Origin of the sequence: Natrialba chahannaoensis JCM 10990, from assembly GCF_000337135.1 — an archaeon.
Classification (GTDB): Archaea; Halobacteriota; Halobacteria; order Halobacteriales; family Natrialbaceae; genus Natrialba; species Natrialba chahannaoensis.
Window position 1 is genome coordinate 53,184 of sequence record NZ_AOIN01000069.1, and the last position, 19,577, is coordinate 72,760.

Genomic DNA, 19,577 nt, shown 5'->3' on the forward strand with positions numbered 1-19,577 from the left:
GCCCGTCCACAGCGACGATCGATAGCAGTCGGTGAGGCACATGAAGGTCAAAACGACGCACAACGCTGCCCGTTGCCACGACCCCTGACGGGGAAGACCACGTCGGTAAAATCACGCTACGAACACATTTGCAGCGGTTAGCACGGTATTTCTGCCAGTACTGACGCAATGGTTACAGTGCTTGCTAAAATGGCAGTGCTACGATGGTAACAGTCATCACAGGGGGCGGCGGTTTCATCGGTTCTCACCTCGTCGACGCCGTGCTCAGAGAGACGTCTGAACGAATCATCATCCTGGATGACTTCTCGACCGGGTCTCCGAGCAACCTCCCCAATACGGACCGCCTTGAAATCGTCTACGGCGACGTCTGTGACGAAGCTGTCGTCTCGGAGTGTATCGCTCGCGCAGAGACCGTCTATCATCTCGCGGCCGCTGTCGGCGTCGAGAAAATCGCTAACGAGCCGCTCGAGAGCCTTCAGACGAACCTCCAGGGAACGGAACACGTTCTCGAGGCTGCAACAGAACACGATGTCCCCACCTTCATCGCCTCGTCGTCGGAGGTCTACGGGAAGTCCGGGTCGGTTCCCTTCGAGGAGTCCGACAATCGTGTGCTCGGCCCCACGGAGAGTCTCCGCTGGAGCTACGCCTCGGCGAAGGCGATCGACGAGATGTTCGCCCAGGCATACTACGAGAAGCATGGGCTCCCCGTCGTCGTCGGCAGGTACTTCAATATCGTCGGCCCACGCCAGACGGGACAGTACGGGATGGTCATTCCGACGTTCGTCGAGCAAGCCCTGAGCGGGGAGCCGCTGACCGTCTACGGAGATGGTACGCAGACGCGGAGTTTCACACACGTCAGAGATGCAGTACAGCTCACCCGTGAACTTCTTCAAACGTCGAGGGCACACGGCGACGTATTCAACGTCGGGTCGCCGAACGCGACGAGTATCAACGAACTCGCCGAGCGGGTGATCGAGCTCACGAGCTCCGACTCCGAAATTGAGCACGTGCCGTATCAGGTCGTCTTTGACGAGACCTTCGAGGAGCCACAGCAGCGTGAGCCAGAGGTACAGAAACTCGAGCGAACGCTTGGCTGGTACCCCGAAACAGATCTCGATTCGATTCTCCGGGACGTAATCAGAGAGCGCCGGCCGCTGTCCGAACGCGAGGAGATCGCCTAATGACCATCGACGAGGAGATTGCAGAACGGACAGCGACCGTTGCAGTCGTTGGCGTTGGCTACGTCGGCCTCCCGCTTGCATGTCACTTCGCGGACGCTGGCTTCGATGTGATTGGGTTCGACATCGACGAAGAGCGAATGGCCGAGCTTCGAAGCGGCACGTCGTACATTGACGACGTTGCTGACGAGGAACTCAGAGACGCCCTCGAAGCAGGCTTTCAGCCGACCAGCGATCCAACACGACTCACAGCGGCCAACGTCTTCGTCGTCGCTGTCCCGACAGGGATGAACGGCAGCACACCCGACATGAGCGCCATCCGAGCGGCGAGTCGGACCGTCGCCAAATACGCGCCGTCTCGAGAGATCTTGTACGTCTGTAGCAGCACAGTGTATCCGGGAACCGCAGACGAAATCATTCGAGAGGAACTCCGATCGGGTGGGCGAGCACTCAGCGAGGACACGTTCGTCGCTGTCGTACCGGAGCGAATTGACCCTGGCGGGCAGTACCTCGTCGACGAAATCCCACTGATCGTCGGCGCGGACTCAGCGTGCGAACGGGCAACTGCACGGACGCTGTTCGATGCCATTACCGTGAGAACGGTACCAGTGAACTCGACGAAAGCCGCAGAGATGGCGAAAACACTCGAGAACACGTACCGAATGGTGAACATCGGACTCGTCAACGAAATCGCACGCTACGCCGAAGCGATCGGCGTCGATATCTGGGAAGTCATCGACGCAGCGGACACCAAACCGTTCGGGTTTCAGGCGTTCTACCCCGGGCCAGGTGTCGGCGGCCATTGCATTCCAGTCGATCCGCGATTTCTCACCTGGCTCGGTCGTCGAAATGGTCAACCACTTCGAATGGTCGAACAGGCAAACGGTATGAACGGACGGATGCCGTCACACGTCATCAATCGCGTTCGAACCGGACTCGAGTCACACGGCGTGTCACTCGAGGCCGCAGAGATAACCGTTCTCGGCCTCACGTACAAGCCGAACGTTGGAGACACCCGAAACGCACCGGCGGTCACGATCTGTGAATCACTCGTAGATACCGGGGCGACCATTACGCCGGTCGACCCGCACGTGGACCGGGCCCCTATCGGTGGGAAACTGCTGGAGCCGGCTGGAGAGATAAATCAGACTGTTGCGAGCCAATCCGATGCGGTGTTGCTGCTCGTCGATCACGACGATTTTGTCTACGAACCGCTAGAAGCAGCACCATTCGTCTTCGATACGCAGAATGCGATCCCCGGCGACCTGTCGGTGCCGGTCGTCCGACTCGGCGATGGGACCTCGATGCAACCGACTCAGTTTCGTGCGACGAGTTCGACCACGTCCTCGACGACCTTCCAGAACTGACGAAGCAATATTTTCACGTCCAGCCGGAGCGACTGTGTTCGAATATAGTGTAGGTCGTACTGGATCTTTTCGTCCGGCTCCTGACTCGTTGCATTGTTGATCTGGGCGAGTCCCGTCAGGCCAGGCTTGACAAACCATCGCTGCTTCCACTGCACAGCCTCGCTCTCAAACCCTGGCTCGAGTTCGGTCTGTGCGGGACGGGGGCCAACGACACTCATGTCGCCCACGAGAATCGACCAAAGTTGTGGAATCTCGTCAAGGTGCGTCGTTCGGAGGAACGTCCCCAACGGTGTCCGGCGATCCTCGTCGATCACTGTGCCGACCTCGCCGCCCTTCTCCGGCTTGAGTGTCCTGAACTTCAAGATCTGGAATGTTTCGCCGTAGAGATACGTCCGCGTCTGGCTGAAGAAGACTGGGCCTTGGCCCTCAAGTTTGAGCGCGATCACAATCAGAACGATCACCGGTGAGAGAACGAGCAAGGCAGTTCCAGCAACAACGATATCGAACAATCGTTTGAGCAGGTGGTCTAGCGGATCCCACGGTTCGACCTCGATGTCGACCAGTTCACCTACCACACCTTCGTCGACGAGGACCTTGTCAGCGTACTCTCGGTGGGCCTTCGCCGCAACACCGTGCTCGTGGCACACATCGAGCGAGCCGAAGAACTCCGCGCGGTCGGCCTGCTGAAACGCCAGAACGACGGTGTCAATGTCGTATTCGACGAGGACGTCCTCGAGTCGCGCCAATCCGCCAAGCCGCTCCGGATACTGCGCCCGCTCGACCTCGCGGATAGCCTCATCGGTCGATTCGGCGAAGAGGGCACCACCATCTGCAACGGCGAGCACACCATCAGTATCGTTCCGTGATGCAACGACCGATGGACAGAGATAGCCGAGAACGGGGCCAGAGACTGCAGCAGTCACGCGCTGGAGTTGGTCTGCATCATCGCCGATAAGGATTGTTCGACCCTCGGACGCAGCGGGTCGGCGGCGAATCCAGACGAACCACGACGGGACGACGATGACGAGAACTCCAATCGTCATCGTCACTGTTGCTCGCGGAAGGCGGTACGACCAGTTGAAATATCCAAGCGTCGAGAGCGCAAGCCCAGCGACGATGAGCCGCTTTTGAGTGAGAAAGACGGTATCGAGCACACGTCGCGGTTGTGGCTTGTACAACGGAATGAGACTGCCAGCGACGGCAACCACGCTCAGCCCCAGTGCCCAGTAAAGCGAACGACCCGAGAGGACGGTTACGTCGAGGCGATTGAACACTGGAACATAGGTCGTAAACAGCGACTGGGGAAGATTGTGGTTGGCGACCAACACTGCAAACACCGTCAGGAGAACGACACCACAGAGGCTCACGATTCGATACCGCCATCCTGTCACCATACACCACTTGTCGCCACCCCGAGTGAGATAATGTATTTTATATTCATCCCTGACAGTTCGTTTGTGAAAGAGAAACACTGAGACGGCGATCAGAGTAACGGAAGCAAGAGAGACACAGCGGGTGATACACAGCCAGAGAAAGTGATGGTGGGGGAAGCTGTCAGCCGAAACTAGTCGGTGAACGCACAGTCTCCGGCAAGAAGGGAACGAGGACGTGCGTATCACGTACCACGCCCGTCGCTACTCGAGTACGACCTGCTCGCCGTTCTCTACGTCAGCCATCGAGACCTCACGTTCGTTGTCACCGATAGTGTACTCGCCGGGGTACGGCACTGTCACGGAGAACGAGCCGTCTTCATCGACTGCCACCGTTCGTTCGTACGTGAACGTCTCGTCCGAGACGGCAACTTCGGTTTCGAGAGACAAGTCTTCACCAGCCTCGCCAGATCCGGCGATCGTCGCGCCGGGAACGACAGCAAAGGCAGAGGCCTCATCGTCAAGGTAGATAGCCTGGTAGTGCGCCAGTCCATCGGTCTCGTTCTCGCCAGCGCTGTAGTTCCCGTGGAGTTGTGTCTGTGCCGTCTCGGCGGGCATCTCTGGCGAGCCGGACAGGACGACGTAGCCGACGCGGTCCTCGAACTGGTCGTACCAGTCGTCCGGGTCGGTTGCAGCCTGGAACTCACCGAAGTTGTTTGCAGCGTAACCATAGCTACTGGCTTCGCCGTTCACGAAGTAGTTGTGCATCCGGTTGTCACCCCACGGGCTCAACACGAAATTGTCGGGGTACTCTCGGTCGGTTTCGAGTGCGTGCCCTTCGATTGCGGCCGTCGCTTCGACTTCTGCATCACCGTAGGCGGTCTGGGCACTCAGTGACGGGACGAAGAGTAGACTCATCCCACAGACAAGCAGAGCGATCCAGGCGAGCATCGCGAGCTTTCGCCACTCACGGGAGACGATGATACTGGGCTCGGGATCTCCGCCGTCGGCTGCAGCCCGACGGATACTCGCGGTCCCGTCGTGATCATCGCCACCGTCTGTCCTGAACGGACGCGGCAGTCGGGCGAGGTCGACCCACGCGAGAAGGGAAACAAGACCGAGGCCGCCAAGAACGGACACTGGAACCGCGAGCTGGGCAGCAAAGCGGACCTGAAACACGGCCAGGGCGAGCCAGAACAGCGTGTAGACGGACAGCAACAGCCACGCTGGCTCGTACCGACGGCTGGTCAGCCAGATCGCCCAGCCGAGGACGACGATTGCGAGGTAGAAGGTCGCTCCAAGCTGGGCGAGCGGTTCGAGGATGATCGAGTTTTCCGTCGCGAACAGCGACTGTAGCTCCGTTGCACCGTGGTGTTCCCGGAAGAACACATCGTCAGCGCGTTCTCGCAGCCGGCTCCACTCCTCGGCCCAGAGCGACCGAAACGCTGCGAGAGCCACCCCAGTGAACAGGACCTGAAGACCAACGAACACGCTAACGGGAATGCCAGGGTCGAGCTGTCGCCAGCCCTCGCCGATCACAACGACACCGAGTGCGCCGACCACCACAACTGCCGGAACGACGGCAATGAACGACTCGTGCCAGCCCCAGCGGAGGTGCAAGAACGCGGCGAGGGACCCACTCACGACGAGTCCACCAACCAGAGGCGCGTTCGCGAGCACCGGCGAAACGTCCTCACGAGCGTCAAGTGCGGCTTTCATGCCGACGTAGCCGGCCGCCGGAATGTACATCAGTATCGAGCCACCCCAGGCGTGGGCCGAGAGTGCGAGCGCCACACCGAACGTGACGGCGGCGAACCAGGCCCACGGTGACCGACAGTGACCGAACACCGCGTCCCGTGTCGTCGGTGCAGCCGCCCGCCGCCGTCGGAGATCCATCGCCAGCCACGCGAGTCCCAACAGCGTCACACCGAGCCAGAAGTACTGGTACAGTCTGTGCTCGAGAAAGCCCACGCCGGAGTAGACGGCGTGAACTGGCGTCAGCGCAAGCAACACGACGGACGCGACGCCGACGCGAACGTCGTCCGTCACGACAACAGCGAGCCAGTAGATGACGACACCCAGCGCCAGCGTCGCAACCACAGGCAGCCAGGCAGCGACCATATCTGCTGCCCACTGATCGCCGCCGAGCAGTTCGGCGAAAAACCAGTTCGAGGCATGGGTGAGCGGACGCAACCCGGCTGCACCATCAGGCATCGACGTCACCACACCCCAATCAGTTACTCCGTCCGACTCAGCAAGCAGTTCGTCCATCCAGTACCGGTAGTAGTACGGGTCGTTCCCTGGTGAGACAACGTACTCACCGCGAAATACCGACCCGTAGTTTACCAGCCGCATCGCGAACAGGAAGACCAGCGCCCCCGCAAGTGCACCGGCCGCCCGCCAGTCGACAGCCACGGCCTCGGTGAAATCACGCGAAACCGATGTGGACTCACTCTCATCGGTGAGTTCCTCGCCAGTCAACCCGGCTCGCACACCGTCGCGACTGGAGACGCGGTACTCCCCATCGTCTTTGACGACAATCTCGCGGGAAACGAGTTCGCCGAACGTCCCGGAGTCGAGCGGCAGAGCCGAGAACTCCCACGTCTCGTGGTCGTCGTCGACAGCGAGGACGGTCTCGAGTGTTGCTGCTCCGTCGTCGTACTCCTCGACGAACGACGCTGTTGCGTCGGCGATCGACTGGGGAGCCGGGTCGTCGGCGTCGGCCATTAGCCACTACGTTTTCGTGGGAACCGATAAAGACTGTGAGAAAACTGCCTCTACTCGGAACCAACAGCGGGTGATCGGGCACCAACCACCGGACCGGTTCAGTCAGTCAGTCTCGAGTTCCGGCGCGCTAACGGACGGTCCAGAAACCTCCGCTGGCGGGACTTTCTCACCCTGCAGGAACGCCGTCGCCTGATCTCGGTCCTCGGGATAGCCGACGTCGACGCGCCAGCCCTCCATCCGGATCGCATCAATCGTCCGCCCGGACTGGATCAACAGATCGATCGCGTCCGAGAGTTCGTACTCGCCGCGGTTACTCGGTTGGACGAGCCGACACGCATGAAAGATTGCGGGCGTGAATGTGTAGAATCCGGTCATTACGAGATTCGACGGCGGATCGTCGGGCTTCTCGACGACCTCGACGATTTCACCGTACTCGTTCGTATCGAGCACGCCGTACCGTGAGGCTTCCTGGTAGGGCACCTGCTCGACCAGGAACGCCGCATCCGCGCGGTCTTCGCGCTGGCGCGTTACCACGTCACCGAGGTTCGACCGGAAGACGTTATCGCCGAGCATGAGCATGAACTCGTCCTCGACGAGCGACTCGACCTGGAGGATGGCGTGGGCGAGTCCCAACTGCTCGCGCTGGTGGGCGTAGGTGATCGGCACGCCGCGGTACTCGTCACCGTAGCGGTTGATCAACTGCTCTTTCAGATGACCGACGACGACGAGCAACTCCGTCGCACCGATCGTGATGAGGTTGTCGAAGACATCCTCGATGATTGGCCGTCCGTCAACCTCGACGAGCGCCTTTGGTTTGTCGTCGGTGAGCGGCTGGAGACGAGTCCCCTTTCCGGCTGCGAGAACGACCGCTTGCATAGCCACTGCCCACTTCGGACCGGGATAAATAGCCACTCCCTGTCCATGCTGGATACCCGTCAAAACGGTGTGTATTCGGGTTTGCAGCAGACACTAGGACGAACAGTGAACAGTCACACTCGTCGACGGATTCATACTCTGAAAGTGCGACAACCCCTCGACGGTGGCGCTACTGAGACAGTAGTCCTAGTACTAGCGCTCTATCCCCGAACTAGTACTAGCTTGACCTCCGCCTGAAGACGGAGGTATGCGCTTGCTATCTTTATCACGAAGATCGCTACTCCGTGGAACCCGAACTCGAGTCCCCACCCTCTCCAGCGATATCTCGCAGCAGCCGCACCTCGTCTTCCTCGGTGATGTGATCGGCATCGAAGCAAGCACGGAGAACTTTGTGTGCGAACTCTGGATCAGCGAGACAGTCCTGTCGATCGGATGATGGCGAACGCATGGTGGACTCGAGTGACTCGAGTTGCTCAGAAAGTGTGGCGATGGTAGTTGCGAGGTTGTTGATAGCGGTGACAGTCTCGGTCTCAGTCTCAGCAGTATCAGTCTTCGTCTCAGTAGTAGCGTCTATTCCGGAGGTGGAGACGGTGTCTGTACCCGTGGCCGTACCTGGAAATTGCCCTGAACTGATTCCCATCCTCGCACCCGTCTCCGACCCGGAACCTGCAGCGGAGTCTGCCGTCTCCGTCGGCTCGTCAGCCGGTGTCTCCTGGCGACTGAACCGACGTGAGTCGTACGTGTCACCGGTGGAGTCGTCGTCACTGCGCTCGCTCCCTGCTCCAGCCCCAGCGTCGGACTCAGATGCAACCACTTGTTGTCCAGTTCCATCGTCAGCTGTATCGACAGCCTCCGACGCAGAATTATCAGTGTCGCCGTCCACGGACTCCGCCCCACCCTCGTTCTCAATCCTGTTCCCGTTCGCCGCCGAGTTCGGCTCGGACTCGAGTAGCCCCTCGTCATCTGCACCGTCTTCAGCGCTGGATTCGGACTGGCGATCATCCTCGTGATCACGAACTGTCTCCACTGCACTGTCCTCGTCCTCGTCCTTGTCCTCGTCGTCGCCGTCGCCCTCACCTTCGCATTCGCCCTCGTCGTCAAACAGGTCCGCGACGAACTCGCGCCGGCGCGACCACTCGAAGCCGTCGATCGAGTTCACTCGCTGGCTGATTGTCGCGCTGGTGACCTCGAGCGTCTCGGCGAGTGCGGCCTGTGTTGCGTCGGGCCGGGCGGCGATCTCCTGAAGCGTCTCGCGTTGGCGCGGTGTGAGCGTGGCTGGATCGGTCGGTTCGTCGGGTGTCACGTCCGTCGAGTTGTCGGTGGTCATCGTCGAATCGTCGGCTGTGTCTGAGGTTGTTGGTGCGCCATCCGTGGAAACAGGTGTCTCCCCCGAACCGTCGTCCGAATCCTGGTCGGTGGTTAGTTTTGCAGTGCGTTGGTCCTCGTCTTCGCCCTCGTCTGCTGACTCGCCTGGGTCACCGAACTCCTCGAGTACTTGCTCAACGATTGAGACGGTTGCACCGCTGACGTCATCGGCGAGTTCCTCAAGCGAGGCGTCCGGTCGGGAGGCGGCAACGTCAAGGACCTTCTTGTGGAGGATGGCACGAGGCATCCGGTTTCGAGTGCCATGCGTGCTCTTGGCTACGGGTGATGATGTTGAGTTGCTCATTCTCACCAATGGAACAGTCTGAGTTAGCATATCTGACATCGACCGGCCTGTTATAAGTTTCTCAGTGGAAGAACACTTTCAAAAGGATATGAAAAACAGGACCAGAGCAAAGTGTTCAGTAACACCCACCTCCGCGTTTCTGCGGAGGAATTCCGAGCGGGAGGAGTTGCAGAGATACAGCCAAGTTCAGCGACGGACCCGTTAAACAGCAACTACAGCCACATCTGACAGATCACTCGTTCGCTTCTCACTCTCACGATCGGTTGCCCACAAGCGGCAGCACAATGAATCGCCAGACGGGTGGATAGGCGAGGCCAATCAGCAAGCCAAAGCCAACCAGAACAACCAGACTAAACACGTGAAGGTACGGGATCGGACGAGGGAGACCCAGCACGATGCGCATCCAGAGTGGCAACGCCAACACGACAGCCACGAGCCAGACACCGAGTCCATAACAGACGCCAAGCAGCAACGACGGTCCCGGCCGTAGCACGTGCCAGCGCCTGTTGAGTAGCGAGATCCCCATCGCGAACCCGGCGCTCACCACAGTACACCCACCGAAGAGGACTAACCAGCCTGCAGCTGTACTCTCACGACCCACCAGTTCGGCGACCAACTCGAGTCGCCCTGTCAAGACGAGAGCAGCACCAACGGCGATTCCACCGAACAGGCCCATAATTCCGGCGGCGTAGCCGAGCACGAGCGGTTGCGCTAGCAGTCCGTACCGCGGCAGTCGCCTGCGGCTGTCATGGTCGCCAACGGCGGTTGCAGCGGTGAACACGGCGACGGCGATCACGAAGGTTACGATCGAGGCGGCGATGCTCAAGAGTTCGCGCGTGTCGAACGGCGGCTGGTCGAGTGTGTAGTGGAAGGCGAACAGGTCCGCCCAGCGCGAGTCGTGAAGTGCCGCCAGTTCGGATTGGAACACGGGAGTCACGTAGTGGATGTCCGGAAACATCCCCCAGAGTCCGCCAAGAACGACCAGCCAGAGATGGCGGCGTCTGAGGTAGCCACGGAAGGCAAGCGGCGCTGCTGCGAGGAGAACGAGCGTCGCACCGGCGAGGAAGTGGGTGAGTTCGGGGGCCATGTCATCGTCTCCGAGTTCACTCGGACGGCACAGACGACGCCCGAGTGACCAGCGTAGAATCAGACGATGCTACTATCGCCGAGAGGGTGAAGGTTACCCCGCGACAGTGGCACACGGAATTCCAGGCTCACGAAGGCAGGTTTCCTGTGTCGATGGCGAGACTTGCAGAGCAGTTTGAACGCACCGGTTGGCGATACATCATCACGATGAAGCACCCACTCGTCTGGCACACGAACACGACCCACACCTCCCGAACAGTTCGAAGAATTAACGTTACGGCGCTCGTATCGACGGGCACTACGATGGTTCAACGTCACCAGCGAGACGAGCCGCAGGCGGTTCGAGCACCCACCAGCCACCCATGAGCCGGAATCTCGGCGTGACCGAACTCGTCCGCAACACGCTTCCGGAGTGGACCGTCCCGATCTTCGAGGTGACGGCACTGCTTGGCGACGAGTTCGGCGTTGTTGGTGTACTTGGTCTGTTCGCCCTAGCCGGAGCCTATCAAGCCGCCAGCACCAGCGATACCAACCAATTGCTCCCGGATCGAACCGCGTTCGTGCTGGCGGTCGTGCTCGGTGGCCTCGCGCTGACACTGGTGCTCAAAATGGCGTTTGGCTCCGCGCGCCCACCGGAGTCGCTTCAGGCAGTCCCACGCGAGAGCGATGGGTTCCCGAGTGGACACACGATGGCTGCGACGGTCCTCTGGGGCGCACTCGCGATCTGGAGCCGCTGGTCGACGACCCGGCGACGCACACTCGTCGCCGCCAGCATCATCGGGATCGTCGCGTTCTCGCGGCTCGCACTCGGCGTCCACTTCCTCGTCGACGTGCTTGCCTCAGTCGCCTTCGGACTCGGCTATCTCTATCTCGCGGCACAGCTCACGAACGAACAGCCTGCGCCCATGTTCGCCGGCGCAGTCGGTCTTGGGACGATCGCACTCCTCATCACCGGCGGTGAGACCGACGGCTGGCTCGCCTTCGCGGGCTGTGTCGGCGGCGCTGCCGCCTGGTGGGTGAGCACCCAGCCGCGTGTCCAAGACATCTGGACCTCGATGACGCAGTGATGAACACGAGGTGACTTGCTACTCGTCTTCTCGAGTGCCGTCCTCCGAAACTGACGAAGAACCATTCTCGCCGATTCCTGATCCTGGCTCCCCGTCTGCACCGACTGCCGCATCTGCGCTCTCTGCATCAGAATTATCTGTCCGGTGCTCGGCCAGCGCCTCTTCGATCGTCAGCTCGCCCGCTGCGACCCGGCGCGCGAGCACCTCGTCGATCGCCCGATTCGTCCGACTCTGCTCGCGCGACCGATCCTTGATAACCTGCAGTTCACCCGCCGTCGGCTCGATGTCCCGCGCGTCGACCACCTCACCCTCAAGTCGGGCGATGTTCACCGCCGCCAGCACGTCCTCCATGCCACGGCCGCCGGTGCCGAGATACGGCGTTGTCCCCGTCTCGTCGACGAGTTCAACCTGGACGTCCTCGAGTTCGTTGACGAGTTTCGAGCTCTGAAGGCGCGCCCCGTCACCGATCCGGACGACCGGCTCGGGCGCGTCGCTCACCTCGCGCTGGATGACGTCGACGGCGTCGGCGAGCGGGACCTGAAACGCGGCAACAACCATCTCGCCCGCGAGGATGGCGATGCCCGGTTTACGGCCGGGATCAACGCCAACGATGGTTCGGCCACCAGTGCCTCGTACTGCGGTCAGCGCCTGGTCAACCGCGCGCCGAGGGTCCTCCGGGTCAGCGACGATGGTCTGGCAACCTTCGAACTCGTCAGCGGAAGCTGCGCCCGTGATGACGACGGCCGTCTGCTCCGGTAACGCGGCGTCCGGTTCGACGGTCGTGAACTCGGTGCCACGCTCGCGCAGTTCGTTGACGACGCCGTGATAGACTTCGAAATCCGCTGTCGCAACGACGATCACACGCTGTCTTCGCTGCCGGCTCGAATAAACGTGTTCGACGGCGGGCCGGTGGCTGCCACCGCGTGTCAACCGGGTTTCGGGGGCTTTTTGCCCGAACAGACCGAACTCCAAGCGTGAACGACGCGGCACTTCCGATCGGTTGTGGGCCGGTTGACGAGCTACTCGGTGGGGGCTTCGAACGCGGGACCGTGACGCAGCTGTACGGCCCGCCAGCCGCGGGCAAGACGAATCTCGCGCTCTCGGCTGCCGTCGAAACAGCTGTCGGCGGCGGCACCGTCGTCTATATCGACACCGAGGGCGTCTCCGTCGACCGATTCGATCAGTTGCTCACCGCACGCGTCGACGACGCCAGTACCGACACTGACACCACCGCCGTCGCAAGAGACGACAGAGCTGGGGCACGCAAGTCCGACCCAGAATCGACACCGGACGTCGAAACTGTCGCCTCGCGAATCGTCATCGAGGACGCACTCGATTTCGAAGAGCAGGCAGAGGCCGTCCGCGACGCCGAGGAGTTCGCCGAGCGCGCGGATCTAATCGTCCTCGACAGCGCGACCGGCTTCTATCGACTTGAGCGAACCGGTGAGGGCAGCGACGGCGAGGCGCTGCGAAGCGTCACCCGACAGGTGACACACCTGCTTTCGCTCGCGCGCAAGCACAATCTCGCGGTCGTTCTCACGAATCAGGTGTTCTCGGACCCCGAATCGGATCGCACGCGCGCACTCGGTGGCAATACCCTCGAGCACTGGACCGGTGTCGTGCTCCGGCTGGACAGGTTCCGTGGGGGCAAGCGCCGGGCGACACTCGAGAAGCACCGCTCGAAGCCGGTGGGTGAGAGTTCACAGTTCCAGATTACGGATTCGGGCGTCGAAGGTGAGGCGGAGCCGACGCCGCGGTAGTGGTGTCGGGGCCAGGGTTGGGACCAGAACTAGAACTGAGAAAGGGACAGTAACGGGACATCACAATACCGATAGCGCCAGGTCACAACGCAAAGACACACCGCTTTTATCGTGAGGCGAGAAGGGGTGAGCGATGAGTAAACGCGCCGAGGACGGACCGACGCCGCCCTCGGAACGGATCGTCGCCCTCGACGCGCTGCGCGGGGTCGCTCTGCTCGGAATCTTGCTCGTCAATATCTGGCTGTTTTCGATGCCGGAGGCGAGCCTGTCGAACCCGACAGTGCACGGCGATTTTACCGGTGGGAACTACTGGGCCTGGTTCGGGACGCACGTCTTCGCCCAGCAGAAGTTCATCACCTTGTTCACGCTACTGTTCGGGGCTGGAATCATCCTGTTCACGCAGAGTGCCCGCTCGAAATCGACGGAACACGTTGCGGCAGTGCTGTCGGCACGTCGCTTTGGCTGGCTCGTATTGTTCGGGCTTGCCCACGCCTATCTGCTCTGGTACGGCGATATTCTCGTCGCGTACGGTGCTTGCGCGTTCGGCGTCCTCGTCCTTCGGGATCTGCCCGCACGAACGCTGACCACTATCGGAATCGGACTTATCGCAGTGCCGTCGCTCATTGAGGTGCTGGCAGCGCTGACAGCAGATCCGAGCGCGGTCGCGGACACGTGGCGGCCAACCGAGTCGGTCCTTCGAGCCGAAATCGAGACGTACAGAAGCGGCTGGATCGAACAGTTCGACCACCGTGCGTCGACATCGTTCCGACGCCAAACCACTGACTTTGTCGGTTACACCGCCTGGCGCGTCGGTGGCGTGATGCTCCTCGGGATGGCGCTGTTCAAGTGGGGCGTGATGACGAACGAGCGCTCCGCACAGTTCTACGCCCGACTGGCGGTCGGTGGCGCTGTTAGCGGCCTCGCCGTGATCCTGGCCGGCGTCGCGTACATCCACGCCCACGACTGGGGCGTCGAGGGCGCGCTCCTCTGGCGACAGTTCAACTACTGGGGCAGCCTCCCGCTGGCCGCCGCCTACCTCGCGCTCGTGATGTGGTACTGCAAGTGGCGGCCCGACAGCCTCGCGACCCGATGGTTCGCCGCTGTCGGCCGCACTGCGTTCAGTAACTACCTCTTGCAGACGGTGCTCGCTACATCCATCTTCTACGGCCACGGCCTCGGGCTGTTCGGCGCGGTTACTCGAGTCGAACTGCTCGCCATTGTGGTCGCCATCTGGGCAGTGCAGGTGCCGCTGTCGGTGCTGTGGCTGCGGTACTTTCGGTACGGGCCGATTGAGTGGCTCTGGCGGGCGCTGACGTACAGGTCGATGCCGCCGCTTCGGGTATCTAGTGGTGGGTCGGAGTCGGCAGAGAAACGCAACGGATAGCACAAATCGCGATCGGTGCCAGGTCCGCAGAACTCAGAGGTCAGTCGTCCGGAATCGCAGATAGCTCGCACCGATCGGCAACACGATCCACGCGAGCAGGATGAGGAGTGCGACAGCCGGCTGTTCGTAGATCGCCGGATTCTCTGCAGTTGCGTGAATGCCGATGTCAGCCAGTTCCGGAATCGCCGCGAGCAGGTTACTGAACGCGGCCATCGGGTTCAACGCGCTGAGCACCTCTCCCCAGGTGGGCGTCGTCTCCGGCATCTGGAAGCCCGAGAGGACGTAGATCGGGATCATCGACCAGAGCTGGAGTATAAAGAGGACGTACGCGAAGATGGCGGCGAACGATGCCCGCGTCGACGTTCGCGAGATGGCCGAGATCGACACCGAGATCGCGGTAAACGTCACCGTGAGGAGGACGATCGCAAAGATACCTGCAGCCACCTGCGTGGGATCGACCGAGACGCCGAACAGTGCGGCGATCGGAATTGCGATCGCGATCGCGACGAGGGCTGCTGTCGTGATGACGACCAGCCGGCCGATGAGCGTACCCAGGACGACCACCCATCGCGAGAACGGCAGGCTGAGCAACACCGTCAGCGCCCCCGTCGAGCGCTTCTCGACGATTGCCGGCGCGACCACACCGAGCGCGACCAGTGGCACGAGAAACATGAGCGGGCCGAGCAGTTGCGGCATCAGTTCGACAGAGTGGCCAATATCCCGACTCGCTCGACGCTGGGCCGTCTGCCCCCCAGCGTAGGCGAGTCCGCCACCGACGAGCGCGAAAATGGCGATCAAGAGGTGCGCCTGACGCTCCCGGACCGAATCCTGAATGTCCTCGCGAGCGAACAACAGCAATCGCTCGGTGAACCCTGGCTGGCTCATGCGCCACCTCCGGTCACCGTTGCGAAGAGATCCTCTAACGACGGATCTGTCGTCGACACGTTCGTCACCGTCGCCGAGTCGTGACACGCCGCGATGACGGGTGCCTTCGCACGATTCTCGCAGGCAACCTGGACCTTCGTCCCGTTCGTCTCCACAGAGGCGACGCCGTCGATCGCAGCAATGCGATCAGGGGCCCCATTTGGAACCTGCGAGCACTCGAGTGTCACCCGCGCAGTTCCCCCGATGGTTTCGCGCAGGCGGTCGATGCTGTCGACGGTGACGAGTTCGCCACCGTCGAGGATGCCGACGCGGTCGCAGACGGCCTCGACCTGCTCTAAGATGTGACTCGAGAAGAAGACGGTCGCGCCGCGGTCGTTTTCCTCGCGGACGATGCGGCGCATGGTGCGTGCGCCGTTGGGGTCGAGCCCGGTCGAGGGTTCGTCGAGGACGAGCAGGTCGGGTTCGCCGACGAGGGCCATCGCGAGCATGAGTCGCTGGGCCATCCCTTTCGAGTACTGCTTGACGGGGTAGGCGTCGGGGCCGAGCATGTCGACACGCTCTAAGAGGGCTTCGGGGTTGTCGTTGGTCCCCTTGGACTCGATGGCGAGTTCGACGTGTTCGCGGCCGGTGCGCTCGCCGACGGCATCGTAGCCGTCAGGGAGAACGCCGGTCCGTTCCCGGATGTCGACGCTGTTTGTCTGTACGTCGTGACCGAGCACGCGGACGGCTCCGCTTGTCGGTTGGACGTAGTCGAGCATGATGTCGATCGCGGTCGACTTGCCGGCTCCGTTAGGGCCGAGAAAGCCGAATACCTCACCGTCTTCGACGGCCAGGTCGACGTCGTGGAGGGCGGTCACGGTGTTGCTACGGAGGAGTCCGCGTCGCTCGTAGCGTTTCGTGACGCCGCGCAGTTCGATGGCGGCCATACAGCAGAGGCCACAGCCATCGCTAATAGACTTTGTGTTCGACTGTCAATTCAACGGAGAGCGACCGTTCAACTGTGGCAAAAATAGGTCCGCTCAGACGGAATGCTGTGTCCAGTTACCGGTGCACCCGGCGGACGTGCCCGGATACGCCGGAATGACTCACAGCAGGCCGTCTCAAGCCCACGTCTAGATTTCGTTCAGCTTTCGAAGCAACTGCCCGCGGTACTCCTCATCGCTCGTCACACCCTTGACTTCGAGGACATTGCGCTCGAGTTTGTCGAGTGCAACACGGAAGGCGTTCTCCGCGCCGTAGCCCTCGCCCGTGCCGGCGACCTGCCCCTTGTTCGTTCGGAGCCGGATCTGACAATGGACAAGCGGCGTCCCCCGGAGCTTCTCCTTGTGCTCCTTGAAGCGGACGTGAGCGTGGACCACCTGCATGTCTGCATACTTATCCGAGACACTCTGGATGCTCTCGACGATGCTTTCTCGGGTGATCGTATCGAGCAGCGAGATATTGGTGATCTGAACGTCCATCCGCTCTTCTTCGGTGAACGTGAGCGCGCGCAGGACGTCCGTCTTGGTGATGACGCCGATGACGACTCGGTCGTCGTCCTCCGGCGTGACCATTAGTCCCGCGAAGTCCTGGTCGAGCATCGCCTCGACGGCCTCCTTTGCGGTGGTGTCGAGCGTGGTCGTCTCGACCGGGCTGTTCATGATGTCGTAAATCGGCACGTCGAGCAGGCGCTGCGTATCACCACCCCGATCGCCCGTCGTCATCGTGTGGTTCTTCCGGATGACAAAGTCCGCGATGTCGTGGGTCGTCACCACGCCGGTGAGGTAGCCGCTGTCGTTTAACACCGGAATTCGGGAGATACCGTGCTCACGCAGGTGGTTGATTGCCTTGCCGATGCCGTCGCCTTCCTCTAGGGTTACCGGGTCGGACGTGTAGATATCCTCGACGGTGAGCGTGTCGAGGTTCTCGAGTACGGCCTCGAGAATCGCGTCGTCGGTAATGACGCCCCAAAGCTCGTCGTTCTCGAACACCGGCGCGACCTTGGCGTTGCTCTCGATGAGCACGCGCGCGGTCTCACGAACGTCCTCTTGTCGGTCGACCTTAGGGGCCGGCGTGCTCCGACTCGGTTTCGTGAGTGCTGCGACCTTCGCATCGTCCTCGACGTGAGATTGGAGGACCTCCCGCTCGCTGATGACGCCCTCGTAGTCCCCGTCATTCGTGACGATAATTCCCTTTGGGTTGCCGTCCTCGAACGTCGAACGGACCTTCCCCATTCGCGTTCCGACGTTAACCTCGATGTAGTCCTGGGTGGCGATATCAGCGATATTCATCCTTGCGAATGGGTATACTGCATCAAGGGTTTTGAACATACCGCCCGTTTTGGCCGGGCGGGGACACGAGCAACCGTTTTGTCCCACCGCGGTGTCGAGCGAGCATGGTGCCAAACATCGGCGTGCTTGGCCGCTACACCTACCTCGCGACCGAACTGTTCTGGGGAGCCATCGCCGCCGCCTTGCTCTACCGCGCGAACGCACTCCGGAAGGCCGCGGTGACGATCCTCGCACTGTACCCGATCGCCTATCTGTGGGATCGCTACACTCTCGCCATCGGCGTCTTCGACATCAAGCTGCGAACGGGGATCGACGTTGCCGGCATTCCACTCGAGGAGCACCTGTTCATGGCAGTCGTTCCCGGGCTGGTGATCGGCTTTCACGAGACGATCTTCGGCGACGGATCCGACGAGGGAGACGAAGAGATACCGAACGCAACGGCAGTGGACGAGACGAGCACAGGTATCACCGGGTGAGACCGATCAGGGCTGTCTTATTACTCGCACCCGATAGTCAAAGTGAATGGAACGACGGGACGAGCAACCGAACGAGTGGGAGTCACCCAGTGATTCGTCCGCTGCCGAGACACGCACCACGACCTCGTCAACTGGCCCACCCCACTCCGACACACCGTCCGCTACCCCACCGAATGCCCCGACCCACTCCGACGAATCGAACGGCGGTTCCATCCTCGGAACCCTCGCCCGACTCTTCGTCACCGCACTCCTCATCACCGCGCTCCTCACCGGTGGGGTCGTCCTGGCACCAATTGTCATCGACGATCTCGACTCTATCGACTCTATCGACTCTATTGGCGATCTGCCACTCAACGACCGGCCCGCACCCAGCACGGAACCGCCACCAGCAGGTGAGCGCAACCCCGCCGTCACAGATCCCGGCGACCCCGGCCAGTCGAGCTACGACACCGACGTTGAGACCATCACCTCCGGTGACGTCGAGGACTTCGTCCACGCCGAGGTCAACGAGCGCCGAGCCGACCACGGGATCGGGCCACTCGAGTGGGACGGCACAGTCGCCTCGGTGTCGCGCGCCCACAGCGTGGACATGAACGAGCGCGAGTACTTTGCACACACAAATCCAGACGGTGAGGGGCCGTACGATCGGTTTACCGAGGTGGACAACTACTGTCGAGCCTACGGCGAGAATATCGCGATGACGTGGGTCGATCGCCGGGTCGAGTCGAGCGGGAACGGCGGTGTCGTCGAGTACCAGACGGCAGAAGGACTCGCAACCGGACTGGTCAACCAGTGGATGAACTCGACGGAGCACCGCGAAGCGATCCTCGAAGAGCACAGCGATTTCGGTTGGAATCGCGGCGGTGTGGGCGTCTACATCGCGGAGGATGGTGCGGTGTACGCGTCGCACAATTTCTGTCTGGAGTGGTAAGCGGGCGCGGTACGAGCTTCCAAGCGGAACCGAGCGTGTACCACTTGACCCTCCAATCTCCTGTTACAATGTGTGACTGACCAGAGATCAATGCAACCGGCAGGGGAACGATTATGGTCACGGCATTAGCAGAGTCGGACAATGAGCGACGACCGAGTGCAGCCCGACTCGGCAGGCGAGAACGAGCCGGCCACCGGTGACTCCGAGACTGATACCGGTGACAGTCCACCCGACGGCACCAGCACCGACGATCCCTTTCAGCCGAGCGGCGGTCCCCAGCGTGTCGTCTCCGAAGAGAGCGTTGACGACATCCTCAACTCCCTCGGCGAGACGACAAACGCCGGCATAGACATCAGTGGTGGGTCCGACTCCGACACTCCTGACGACAGCGAGGATTCGCCCTCCGAGACTTCGGACGAGTCATCGTCAGATAGCAGTAGCGGAGTGTGTCATAGAAAGCGTCACGTACGAAGCAGCAGGGTGCGCGAAGTGTGTCCAACACAAGCGCAACCCTGCAAGACGTAGCTTCGG

Annotated in this window: 17 protein-coding genes; 8 read left to right on the forward strand and 9 right to left on the reverse strand. The window is 61.4% G+C overall.

All coding sequences use genetic code 11. The features are described 5' to 3' along the window. Nucleotides 1-203 precede the first annotated feature (203 nt). Both C482_RS13400 and C482_RS13405 read left to right on the forward strand, forming a co-directional pair. Nucleotides 204-1,181 carry an NAD-dependent epimerase/dehydratase family protein gene (locus tag C482_RS13400; RefSeq protein WP_006168179.1) on the forward strand — a complete coding sequence of 326 codons (978 nt, stop codon included), beginning with the start codon at nt 204-206 and terminating at the stop codon, nt 1,179-1,181. Then, complete coding sequence (locus tag C482_RS13405) at nt 1,181-2,545, forward strand: nucleotide sugar dehydrogenase (protein ID WP_006168180.1); 1,365 nt, start codon at nt 1,181-1,183, stop codon at nt 2,543-2,545. Before C482_RS13400 ends, C482_RS13405 begins: the two co-directional genes overlap by 1 nt. Here C482_RS13405 and C482_RS13410 read toward each other — a convergent pair. The 5 genes from C482_RS13410 to C482_RS13430 form a co-directional block, all read right to left on the reverse strand. After that, nucleotides 2,494-3,939 (reverse strand): sugar transferase, encoded by a 1,446-nt coding sequence (locus tag C482_RS13410; RefSeq protein ID WP_049896725.1) that lies wholly within the window; start codon nt 3,937-3,939, stop codon nt 2,494-2,496. The genes C482_RS13405 and C482_RS13410 overlap by 52 nt on opposite strands. 240 nt (nt 3,940-4,179) lie before the next feature. Then, nucleotides 4,180-6,642 carry a hypothetical protein gene (locus tag C482_RS13415; protein WP_006168182.1) on the reverse strand — a complete coding sequence of 821 codons (2,463 nt, stop codon included), beginning with the start codon at nt 6,640-6,642 and terminating at the stop codon, nt 4,180-4,182. A gap of 102 nt (nt 6,643-6,744) precedes the next feature. Then, complete coding sequence (gene aglF / locus C482_RS13420; RefSeq protein WP_006168183.1) at nt 6,745-7,518, reverse strand: UTP--glucose-1-phosphate uridylyltransferase AglF; 774 nt, start codon at nt 7,516-7,518, stop codon at nt 6,745-6,747. 277 nt (nt 7,519-7,795) lie between these two features. Next, entirely contained in the window at nt 7,796-9,130 is a 1,335-nt protein-coding gene (locus C482_RS13425; RefSeq protein ID WP_006168184.1) for a MarR family transcriptional regulator, read from the reverse strand. A 310-nt stretch (nt 9,131-9,440) separates the two neighbouring features. Then, nucleotides 9,441-10,274 (reverse strand): hypothetical protein, encoded by an 834-nt coding sequence (locus tag C482_RS13430; RefSeq protein ID WP_006168185.1) that lies wholly within the window; start codon nt 10,272-10,274, stop codon nt 9,441-9,443. Nucleotides 10,275-10,635: 361 nt separating this feature from the next. Here C482_RS13430 and C482_RS13435 point away from each other — a divergent pair, with 361 nt between their 5' ends. After that, a complete protein-coding gene (locus tag C482_RS13435) occupies nt 10,636-11,340 on the forward strand; it encodes a phosphatase PAP2 family protein (protein ID WP_006168187.1) in 705 nt (234 codons plus the stop codon). Nucleotides 11,341-11,358: 18 nt separating this feature from the next. On the opposite strand, the gene C482_RS13440 is transcribed toward C482_RS13435, so the two are convergent. After that, the gene (locus tag C482_RS13440; RefSeq protein ID WP_006168188.1) at nt 11,359-12,201 is read right to left on the reverse strand and encodes a hypothetical protein; all 843 of its coding nucleotides are present in this window, start codon (nt 12,199-12,201) and stop codon (nt 11,359-11,361) included. 113 nt (nt 12,202-12,314) lie between these two features. Here C482_RS13440 and C482_RS13445 point away from each other — a divergent pair, with 113 nt between their 5' ends. Both C482_RS13445 and C482_RS13450 read left to right on the forward strand, forming a co-directional pair. Next, complete coding sequence (locus tag C482_RS13445) at nt 12,315-13,100, forward strand: AAA family ATPase (RefSeq protein WP_006168189.1); 786 nt, start codon at nt 12,315-12,317, stop codon at nt 13,098-13,100. A gap of 133 nt (nt 13,101-13,233) precedes the next feature. Continuing rightward, a complete protein-coding gene (locus tag C482_RS13450) occupies nt 13,234-14,484 on the forward strand; it encodes a DUF418 domain-containing protein (protein WP_006168190.1) in 1,251 nt (416 codons plus the stop codon). A gap of 33 nt (nt 14,485-14,517) precedes the next feature. Here C482_RS13450 and C482_RS13455 read toward each other — a convergent pair whose 3' ends face one another. The 3 genes from C482_RS13455 to C482_RS13465 all read right to left on the reverse strand — a co-directional run bounded on the left by C482_RS13455 (nt 14,518) and on the right by C482_RS13465 (nt 17,639). After that, nucleotides 14,518-15,369: an ABC transporter permease gene (locus C482_RS13455; protein ID WP_006168191.1), complete on the reverse strand. Its 852-nt coding sequence runs from the start codon at nt 15,367-15,369 to the stop codon at nt 14,518-14,520. Further along, nucleotides 15,366-16,295: an ABC transporter ATP-binding protein gene (locus C482_RS13460; protein ID WP_006168192.1), complete on the reverse strand. Its 930-nt coding sequence runs from the start codon at nt 16,293-16,295 to the stop codon at nt 15,366-15,368. The genes C482_RS13455 and C482_RS13460 overlap by 4 nt, the downstream gene beginning before the upstream one ends. Before the next feature lie 186 nt (nt 16,296-16,481). Beyond that, nucleotides 16,482-17,639, reverse strand: a complete 1,158-nt coding sequence (locus C482_RS13465; protein WP_006168193.1) for a CBS domain-containing protein — start codon at nt 17,637-17,639, stop codon at nt 16,482-16,484. A gap of 104 nt (nt 17,640-17,743) precedes the next feature. Here C482_RS13465 and C482_RS13470 point away from each other — a divergent pair, with 104 nt between their 5' ends. The 3 genes from C482_RS13470 to C482_RS13480 all read left to right on the forward strand — a co-directional run bounded on the left by C482_RS13470 (nt 17,744) and on the right by C482_RS13480 (nt 19,571). After that, the gene (locus C482_RS13470; protein ID WP_006168194.1) at nt 17,744-18,115 is read left to right on the forward strand and encodes a lycopene cyclase domain-containing protein; all 372 of its coding nucleotides are present in this window, start codon (nt 17,744-17,746) and stop codon (nt 18,113-18,115) included. A gap of 46 nt (nt 18,116-18,161) precedes the next feature. Beyond that, nucleotides 18,162-19,046 carry a CAP domain-containing protein gene (locus C482_RS13475; protein ID WP_006168195.1) on the forward strand — a complete coding sequence of 295 codons (885 nt, stop codon included), beginning with the start codon at nt 18,162-18,164 and terminating at the stop codon, nt 19,044-19,046. A 141-nt stretch (nt 19,047-19,187) separates the two neighbouring features. Next, a complete protein-coding gene (locus tag C482_RS13480; protein ID WP_006168196.1) occupies nt 19,188-19,571 on the forward strand; it encodes a hypothetical protein in 384 nt (127 codons plus the stop codon). Nucleotides 19,572-19,577 lie beyond the last annotated feature (6 nt).